General features: G+C 53.9%; 10 protein-coding genes and 4 tRNA genes. All 14 read right to left on the minus strand.

Annotated elements, in window-relative coordinates; genetic code table 11:
* Positions 1-168: 168 nt before the first annotated feature.
* The 14 genes from rplL to birA all read right to left on the minus strand — a co-directional run bounded on the left by rplL (position 169) and on the right by birA (position 7,491).
* Positions 169-534, minus strand: coding sequence for a 50S ribosomal protein L7/L12 (gene rplL / locus ACODTD_RS16610; RefSeq protein ID WP_007957596.1), 366 nt, complete (start codon positions 532-534; stop codon positions 169-171).
* A gap of 79 nt (positions 535-613) precedes the next feature.
* Positions 614-1,114, minus strand: coding sequence for a 50S ribosomal protein L10 (gene rplJ, locus ACODTD_RS16615; protein WP_007957597.1), 501 nt, complete (start codon positions 1,112-1,114; stop codon positions 614-616).
* Between the two features lie 198 nt (positions 1,115-1,312).
* Complete coding sequence (rplA, locus tag ACODTD_RS16620; RefSeq protein WP_003228754.1) at positions 1,313-2,008, minus strand: 50S ribosomal protein L1; 696 nt, start codon at positions 2,006-2,008, stop codon at positions 1,313-1,315.
* Positions 2,008-2,439 (minus strand): 50S ribosomal protein L11, encoded by a 432-nt coding sequence (gene rplK, locus ACODTD_RS16625; RefSeq protein WP_003228756.1) that lies wholly within the window; start codon positions 2,437-2,439, stop codon positions 2,008-2,010. The genes rplA and rplK overlap by 1 nt, the downstream gene beginning before the upstream one ends.
* A gap of 117 nt (positions 2,440-2,556) precedes the next feature.
* Positions 2,557-3,090, minus strand: coding sequence for a transcription termination/antitermination protein NusG (gene nusG, locus ACODTD_RS16630; protein WP_007957598.1), 534 nt, complete (start codon positions 3,088-3,090; stop codon positions 2,557-2,559).
* A 9-nt stretch (positions 3,091-3,099) separates the two neighbouring features.
* The gene (gene secE / locus ACODTD_RS16635) at positions 3,100-3,468 is read right to left on the minus strand and encodes a preprotein translocase subunit SecE (protein WP_489105027.1); all 369 of its coding nucleotides are present in this window, start codon (positions 3,466-3,468) and stop codon (positions 3,100-3,102) included.
* A gap of 45 nt (positions 3,469-3,513) precedes the next feature.
* Positions 3,514-3,589: transfer RNA gene (locus ACODTD_RS16640), tRNA-Trp, on the minus strand.
* 53 nt (positions 3,590-3,642) lie between these two features.
* Positions 3,643-4,836, minus strand: a complete 1,194-nt coding sequence (gene tuf / locus ACODTD_RS16645) for an elongation factor Tu (protein WP_010220303.1) — start codon at positions 4,834-4,836, stop codon at positions 3,643-3,645.
* Between the two features lie 85 nt (positions 4,837-4,921).
* Positions 4,922-4,997: transfer RNA gene (locus tag ACODTD_RS16650), tRNA-Thr, on the minus strand.
* A 26-nt stretch (positions 4,998-5,023) separates the two neighbouring features.
* Positions 5,024-5,097, minus strand: a tRNA-Gly gene (locus ACODTD_RS16655).
* Positions 5,098-5,122: 25 nt separating this feature from the next.
* Positions 5,123-5,207 (minus strand) — tRNA-Tyr (locus ACODTD_RS16660).
* A gap of 143 nt (positions 5,208-5,350) precedes the next feature.
* Positions 5,351-5,791, minus strand: coding sequence for a hypothetical protein (locus tag ACODTD_RS16665; RefSeq protein ID WP_011336176.1), 441 nt, complete (start codon positions 5,789-5,791; stop codon positions 5,351-5,353).
* Positions 5,792-5,798: 7 nt separating this feature from the next.
* The gene (locus ACODTD_RS16670) at positions 5,799-6,548 is read right to left on the minus strand and encodes a pantothenate kinase (protein WP_011336177.1); all 750 of its coding nucleotides are present in this window, start codon (positions 6,546-6,548) and stop codon (positions 5,799-5,801) included.
* Complete coding sequence (birA, locus tag ACODTD_RS16675) at positions 6,538-7,491, minus strand: bifunctional biotin--[acetyl-CoA-carboxylase] ligase/biotin operon repressor BirA (RefSeq protein ID WP_011336178.1); 954 nt, start codon at positions 7,489-7,491, stop codon at positions 6,538-6,540. The genes ACODTD_RS16670 and birA overlap by 11 nt, the downstream gene beginning before the upstream one ends.
* Between the last annotated feature and the right edge of the window lie 129 nt (positions 7,492-7,620).

The following is a 7,620-nucleotide window of genomic DNA, read 5'->3' on the forward strand; positions in this document are numbered from 1 at the left end:
GCCAGAAAATCGTGCAAACCCCATGGTTTGCGCCACCGCATCGGGTGGTTACAGCTCGTTATCGACACCGACCCAGTCGGCTGCCAATAACGGAAAAAGGCCGGTGGCAAGAGCCACCAGCCATCAGCCTGTCGCTTGACGCTCGGGCTGGAGGAGCAAAGTCGATGCTTACTTCAGCTCGACTTTAGCGCCTGCTTCTTCCAGCTTCTTCTTAGCGTCTTCAGCAGCTTCTTTCGAAACGCCCTCAGCTACAACCTGAGGAGCGCCGTCGACTTTCTCTTTGGCTTCTTTCAGGCCCAGACCGGTCAGTTCACGAACTGCCTTGATCACGTTTACTTTCTTCTCGCCGGCTTCAACCAGAACAACGTTGAACTCGGTTTGCTCTTCAACAACAGCGGCAGCAGCAGCTGGACCAGCAGCAGCAACAGCAGCGGTCACGCCGAAGGTTTCTTCCATTGCCTTGATCAGCTCAACAACCTCCAGAACGGTTTTCTGGCCGATTGCTTCGATGATTTGTTCGTTAGTCAGAGACATGACTCAATTCCTGATTTGGTGGACAGCCTGTACGGCCGTCGAAATAAACAAAAATACGCGAGAGTGGAAACGCTCAGCCTCAGGCTGCAGCTGCTTCTTTCTGATCGCGAATTGCCGCCAGAGTACGAGCCAGCTTGCTGGTAGCGCCTTGAATCACGCTCATCAGTTTCGCAATAGCTTCGTCGCGAGTTGGCAGGCTTGCCAGCACGTCGATCTCATTCGCTGCGAGGAACTTGCCCTCGAACGAAGCTGCCTTGATCTCGAACTTATCCTGACCCTTGGCAAATTCCTTGAACAGACGAGCAGCAGCGCCCGGGTGTTCGTTGGAGAATGCAATCAGGGTCGGGCCGGTGAACACGTCGTTGAGGACACTGTAAGGAGTGTCAGCAACAGCGCGCTTGAGCAGGGTGTTACGTACAACACGTACGTAAACGCCAGCTTCACGAGCCTCTTTACGGAGTCCGGTCATTGCGCCTACTGTTACGCCACGGGCATCAACCACGACAGCGGACAGAGCGACTTTGGCAGCCTCGTTGACTTCAGCGACGATGGCCTTCTTGTCTTCGAGATTAATTGCCACGGGTTTAACTCCTGCTTGTTACCGTTTCATCCGATCGAAACCGAATGTCGTTTTGGTGTCTGATTCGGTAAGGAACCGGGAGCACCATCTGCGTAGGCTTGAGGTTTAAGACTTGCGTCGCCTACGGTCTTGGATAGCCCCCGCCAGGCAGGGACCCCAATCTTTCAATTGGCGCAGTCAACTGCGCCAATTTTTGTCTTACGCGTCCAGCGAGCTCTGGTCGATGACCAGACCTGGGCCCATAGTGGTGCTCAGGGTAACGCGCTTGACATAGATACCTTTCGAAGAAGCTGGCTTGATACGCTTCAGATCAGCGATCAGGGCTTCAACGTTTTCCTTCAGCTTGACGGCATCGAAGCCGATCTTGCCAACGGAAGTGTGGATGATGCCGTTTTTGTCGGTGCGATAACGAACCTGACCAGCCTTGGCATTTTTAACCGCGGTAGCGACGTCTGGGGTAACAGTGCCGACTTTCGGGTTAGGCATCAGACCACGTGGACCGAGGATCTGACCCAGTTGACCTACAACGCGCATGGCATCCGGGGATGCGATCACTACGTCATAGTTCAGGTCGCCGCCTTTCATTTCGGCAGCCAGGTCGTCCATACCTACACGGTCAGCGCCGGCAGCCAGAGCGGCCTCAGCAGCTGGACCCTGGGTGAACACAGCAACGCGAACAGTCTTGCCAGTGCCGTGTGGCAGCACGGTAGCGCTACGAACGACCTGGTCGGATTTACGCGGGTCTACGCCCAGGTTTACAGCTACGTCGAACGACTCGCTGAACTTGACAGTCGACAGCTCGGCCAGCAGTGCAGCGGCGTCTACAATGTTGTAGGCCTTGCCTGCTTCGATTTTGCCGGCGATAGCCTTTTGACGCTTGGTCAGCTTAGCCATTACACACCCTCCACGTTAAGGCCCATGCTACGAGCAGAACCGGCGATAGTACGCACGGCTGCATCCATATCAGCTGCAGTCAGATCCGCGTTTTTGGTTTTCGCGATTTCTTCCAGCTGAGCACGGGTAACAGTGCCAACCTTAACGGTGTTCGGACGAGCGGAACCGCTGGTCAGACCGGCCGCCTTCTTCAGCAGTACCGAAGCAGGGGTGGATTTGGTTTCGAAAGTGAAGCTACGGTCGCTGTAGACAGTGATGATCACCGGAGTCGGCAGACCAGCTTCCAGACCCTGGGTACGGGCGTTGAAAGCTTTGCAGAATTCCATGATGTTCACGCCGTGCTGACCCAGAGCAGGACCAACAGGTGGGCTTGGGTTAGCCTGAGCGGCCTTCACTTGCAGCTTGATGTAAGCGGTAATCTTCTTGGCCATGAGGCACTCCAATTACGGGTTCGAACGCCTCGAAAGGCTCCCCGGTTACTTGCGCGTTTATCCCAGTGACGACAAAACCCCACAGCCTAGGGCTGCGGGGTTGGGATGCTTGCTCAGTTAGACCTTTTCGACCTGACTGAACTCCAACTCTACCGGAGTAGAGCGTCCGAAAATGAGCACTGCCACTTGGATCCGGCTCTTTTCGTAATTAACTTCTTCAACAACACCGTTAAAGTCAGCAAACGGACCGTCGTTGACTCGAACGGTTTCGCCTGGTTCAAACAACGTCTTCGGCTTCGGCTTGTCGCTACCGTCAGCAACGCGACGCAGAATCGCCTCAGCTTCTTTATCAGTGATTGGCGCTGGCTTATCAGCAGTACCGCCGATAAAACCCATCACCCGAGGAGTATCCTTGACCAAGTGCCAAGTACCCTCGTTCATATCCATCTGAACCAGCACATAACCTGGGAAGAATTTGCGCTCGCTTTTGCGTTTCTGGCCATTACGCATTTCAACCACTTCTTCAGTGGGAACCAGAATTTCGCCGAAGCCATCTTCCATGCCAGCCAGCTTTACGCGCTCGATCAACGAACGCATGACATGCTTCTCGTAACCCGAGTAAGCATGCACAACGTACCAACGCTTAGCCACGGGACACCCTTAGCCGACAATCAAGGAAACAAGCCAGCCGAGCAGGGAATCAAGCCCCCACAACAGCAACGCCATAACCAGAACAACAGCCACAACAATAAGCGTGGTCTGCGTCGTTTCTTGGCGAGTTGGCCATACGACTTTACGAATCTCGGCGCGAGCTTCCTTAACCAGTACAAAGAAAGACTTGCCCTTGGCAGTCTGCAGGCCTACAAAGGCAGCTACAGCAGCAATGACAAGCAATGCGAGTACGCGGTACAGGATCGGCGAAGCAGCGTAATACTGATTGCCGACAACGCCAACAATTACCAAAGCGACTACGACGAGCCACTTGAGCAAATCGAAGCGAGAGCCTTGAGCTTCAGCTTTAGGAGTCATCTATGAAGATCCTGTGAAAAGAAAGCCAGACACACCGAGTGAATCTGGCAGGTCAGGAGGGAATCGAACCCCCAACCTACGGTTTTGGAGACCGTCGCTCTGCCAATTGAGCTACTGACCTAAAACAAAATCAGGCCGACCATTATGCCGGCCTGAAAAAGACATTACAACTGTTTACTCGATGATCTTGGCTACGACGCCAGCACCAACGGTACGGCCGCCTTCACGGATTGCGAAACGCAGACCGTCTTCCATAGCGATGGTTTTGATCAGGGTAACAGTCATCTGAATGTTGTCACCTGGCATTACCATTTCAACGCCTTCTGGCAGCTCGCAGTTACCGGTCACGTCAGTAGTACGGAAGTAGAACTGTGGACGATAGCCTTTGAAGAACGGAGTGTGACGACCGCCTTCTTCCTTGCTCAGAACGTAAACTTCTGCGGTGAACTTGGTGTGCGGCTTAACCGAACCCGGCTTAACCAGAACCTGACCACGCTCAACGTCGTCACGCTTGGTACCACGCAGCAGAACGCCGCAGTTCTCGCCAGCACGACCTTCGTCCAGCAGCTTGCGGAACATCTCAACACCGGTGCAGGTGGTGGTGGTGGTGTCACGCAGACCAACGATTTCCAGGGCGTCTTGAACGCGAACGATACCGCGCTCGATACGACCGGTTACAACAGTACCGCGACCCGAGATCGAGAATACGTCTTCGATTGGCATCAGGAATGGCTTGTCGATAGCACGCTCTGGCTCTGGGATGTAGCTGTCCAGAGTTTCCACCAGCTTCTTAACAGCGGTGGTGCCCATTTCGTTGTCGTCTTTGCCTTCCAGCGCCATACGAGCCGAACCGATGATGATAGGAGTGTCGTCGCCTGGGAAGTCGTAGGTGGACAGCAGGTCGCGAACTTCCATCTCAACCAGTTCCAGCAGCTCAGCGTCGTCTACCAGGTCAGCCTTGTTCAGGAAAACCACGATGTACGGAACGCCTACCTGACGGGACAGCAGGATGTGCTCACGAGTTTGTGGCATCGGACCATCAGCGGCCGAGCAAACCAGGATCGCGCCGTCCATCTGCGCAGCACCAGTGATCATGTTCTTCACGTAGTCAGCGTGACCTGGGCAGTCAACGTGAGCGTAGTGACGAATGTTCGAGTTGTACTCAACGTGCGCGGTGTTGATGGTGATACCGCGAGCTTTTTCTTCTGGAGCGCTGTCGATCTTGTCGAATTCAACTACGGCCGAACCGAAAACTTCGGAGCAGACGCGAGTCAGAGCAGCGGTCAGCGTGGTCTTACCGTGGTCTACGTGACCGATGGTGCCAACGTTGACGTGCGGCAGGGAACGATCAAATTTTTCCTTAGCCATCGATATCACCCCTAACAGAAGAAATTGAGCAAACGACACGAGCCATTAAAACAAAGGCAGATATTTTCATATCTGCCTTGTTATATGGAGCTCTTGAGCGGATTTGAACCGCTGACCTCACCCTTACCAAGGGTGTGCTCTACCAACTGAGCTACAAGAGCGTAACACTTTGCACAACCTGCAAACTTGGAGCGGGTAGCGGGAATCGAACCCGCATCATCAGCTTGGAAGGCTGAGGTTCTACCACTAAACTATACCCGCGGAGCTTGCAGCTCACGCTAAAATCTGGTGGAGGGAGAAGGATTCGAACCTTCGAAGTCGTAGACGTCAGATTTACAGTCTGATCCCTTTGGCCGCTCGGGAACCCCTCCTAATCAGGCCGGCATTCTATACCATGCCAAACCTCTGTCAAGCATTTTCTCATTTAAAAACCTGAGGTTAGCTGCATTGACACCACCCCACTGCATCAACCTTTTCAGGTCTTCGCTGTGGAGCGGGCGCCATTCTATGCAAACTATTCCGCAGGTGCAACCCCCTCGCACAGCATTATTTTATGTTTTAACTCATTGAATTCCTTGGAAAGGTTTTGTAGCTGAGCATCACCCAGCAAACGCTGGGTTTCGGGCGTAATCTGGAACCAATATGAGCCGCCGGAAGACTCTTTTGACGAAGGAAGAGCTTTTGCTCCAAGCTCCGTCAAACGCTGTTCCAACACCTGAGCAGACTCAGGTAGACCCAAGCCGCCTATATATAGGCACTGCCCATCAGGCTTTCCCCCAGTCCTTTTTTCACGGGAAGCATCACCTCCAGCCTCACTCAACAGGCGAATATCCTGTTGCGAGCCACGATAAAGACTGAGCGGCGTGACATCCTTTGCGCGCAGAGGGGCCTCCTGCTGATGCCAGACGTAATAAAACACATTGAGTACCAGAAGCAGGAGGAACAACCAACGCATACAAACCTCAGGACAAAGGACACGCCATAGCCAAACCCACGAACACCAAATCGGAAACAACCCGAGCCTCAGGCGCGACATCCGAGACCAGCTCCGCATCACCACCGGTGATGAAGACTCGGTAGTCATCACCCCAGTAGGAACGCGCCATCTCCAACTGCGTCAACACGAATCCTCTGAGCATCAACGAACAGCCACGCTCTACAGCCTCAACTGTATTGCGCCCCGGAGCCTGGCTCGTCAATGCCCGCTCCGCCGCGAGATCTCCATAGCGAATTTTTCGAGTATGGGTACGCAGTTGATTACGCATCAGCGGCATGCCGGGACAAATGAAGCCTCCCAAATGCTCACCGTCCGCGGAGATAAAATCGGCGGTCACCGCCGTCCCGAAATCTAGAACCAGACAAGCCCCTTTAGCCAGGTGAAAACCACCAAGCATCGCAAGCCAACGATCGAGGCCAAGGCGCTCATAATCGTCGTAACCATTCTTTACGCCGGACATCTCGCGAGCGGGCGCCGCACAGACAACGGAAATGCCGAACTCCTGCTTAAGCAAGCCAATAAGCAAATTGGTCTCATCTTCAGTTCTTACGCTAACAAGGCGACATTTGACGAGAGATACCTTCTCAAGCGACCTTAGATTGTCGACCAAGGCGCCATCAGAGTCGACCACTCCTTCCGCGATCAAGGCTCCCGCCTCAGCCCGCAGCACACGCCACTTGATAAAGCTGTTTCCACAATCAAGCTCAAGAATCATCACGCAACCTCAAGCTGAGCTCACCACCACTAAAGACTTTTTCCACACCGTCTACCTTTAGCCGCAGTGCGCCTTGATTATCGATTCCCAGCACCACACCATCTACTTGATTGACCCCCGCAGTGAGAGAAACCGGCTGCCCCTGCCACAAATGGCTCGCCTCCCACTCCGCCCGAAGCACAGAGAAGCCGCCCGATTGGTGACGCTGCAAATAGAGTTGCAGCTGCTTACTCAGCTCAACCGCCAGAATATTGCGATCACAAGATTTACCCGACTCCAGACGCATTGAAGTCCATTGCTGATCGACTTCATCTGTAGCTTGCATGTTCACATTAATGCCTATGCCCAACACTACATGACACACGTCTGCCGGATCGCCAACCAGCTCCAACAGGATCCCGGCGATTTTTTTTCGCCCGACCAATACATCATTGGGCCATTTCAGCCCTGCACCTGGCACCCCAAGCGCATGCAAGGCCTGCATGACCGCGAGACCAACAACAAGACTTAACCCCTCAAGCTGACGCATCCCACCATCGATGCGCAACACGAGGCTGTAATAGAGGTTTTCAGCAAACGGACTAACCCATTTACGCCCCCTGCGCCCACGCCCTGATCTTTGGAGCTCGGCCAGTACAAGAAAGGGAGCCGCCCGCCCCCGATCCACCGCGCGCAACGATTCAGCATTAGTAGAGTCGACGGAATCAAAGATACTGACAGACCAGCCAGGAAGACTTTCCGCTATCTCGAGCGAGTCAAGCAAAGTCAATGGCGAGGCTAATTGATAGCCCCGCCCCCGAACTTTATGTATGGATAACCCAAGCTCAGCCTCCAGGTGCTGAAGCTGCTTCCACACCGCACTTCGACTAATTCCCAGGGCAGCCCCCAGAGCCTGACCGGAATGGAATCGACCATCCTTCAGAAGGTTCAACAACGTCAGCATGCAGGTCTCGCCTCAGAATGAGGCCCGAATAATAGCCATGCACCGGGCCGCTGCATAGAATTCAAACAATCCAATTTCCTGCGGGCAAAACAAAACCCCAACTGCTTTCGCAATTGGGGTTTCGGAATT

This window comes from Pseudomonas sp. FG35, assembly GCF_057809295.1.

What these genes read in the sequence shown, in the direction of transcription:
- secE (WP_489105027.1), bottom strand. Translation starts at nt 3,468, where the DNA reads ATGACTCCTAAAGCTGAAGCTCAAGGCTCTCGCTTCGATTTGCTCAAG.
- ACODTD_RS16670 (WP_011336177.1), bottom strand. Translation starts at nt 6,548, where the DNA reads ATGATTCTTGAGCTTGATTGTGGAAACAGCTTTATCAAGTGGCGTGTG.
- ACODTD_RS16665 (WP_011336176.1), bottom strand. Translation starts at nt 5,791, where the DNA reads ATGCGTTGGTTGTTCCTCCTGCTTCTGGTACTCAATGTGTTTTATTAC.
- birA (WP_011336178.1), bottom strand. Translation starts at nt 7,491, where the DNA reads ATGCTGACGTTGTTGAACCTTCTGAAGGATGGTCGATTCCATTCCGGT.
- tuf (WP_010220303.1), bottom strand. Translation starts at nt 4,836, where the DNA reads ATGGCTAAGGAAAAATTTGATCGTTCCCTGCCGCACGTCAACGTTGGC.
- rplA (WP_003228754.1), bottom strand. Translation starts at nt 2,008, where the DNA reads ATGGCTAAGCTGACCAAGCGTCAAAAGGCTATCGCCGGCAAAATCGAA.
- rplK (WP_003228756.1), bottom strand. Translation starts at nt 2,439, where the DNA reads ATGGCCAAGAAGATTACCGCTTACATCAAGCTGCAAGTGAAGGCCGCT.
- rplL (WP_007957596.1), bottom strand. Translation starts at nt 534, where the DNA reads ATGTCTCTGACTAACGAACAAATCATCGAAGCAATCGGCCAGAAAACC.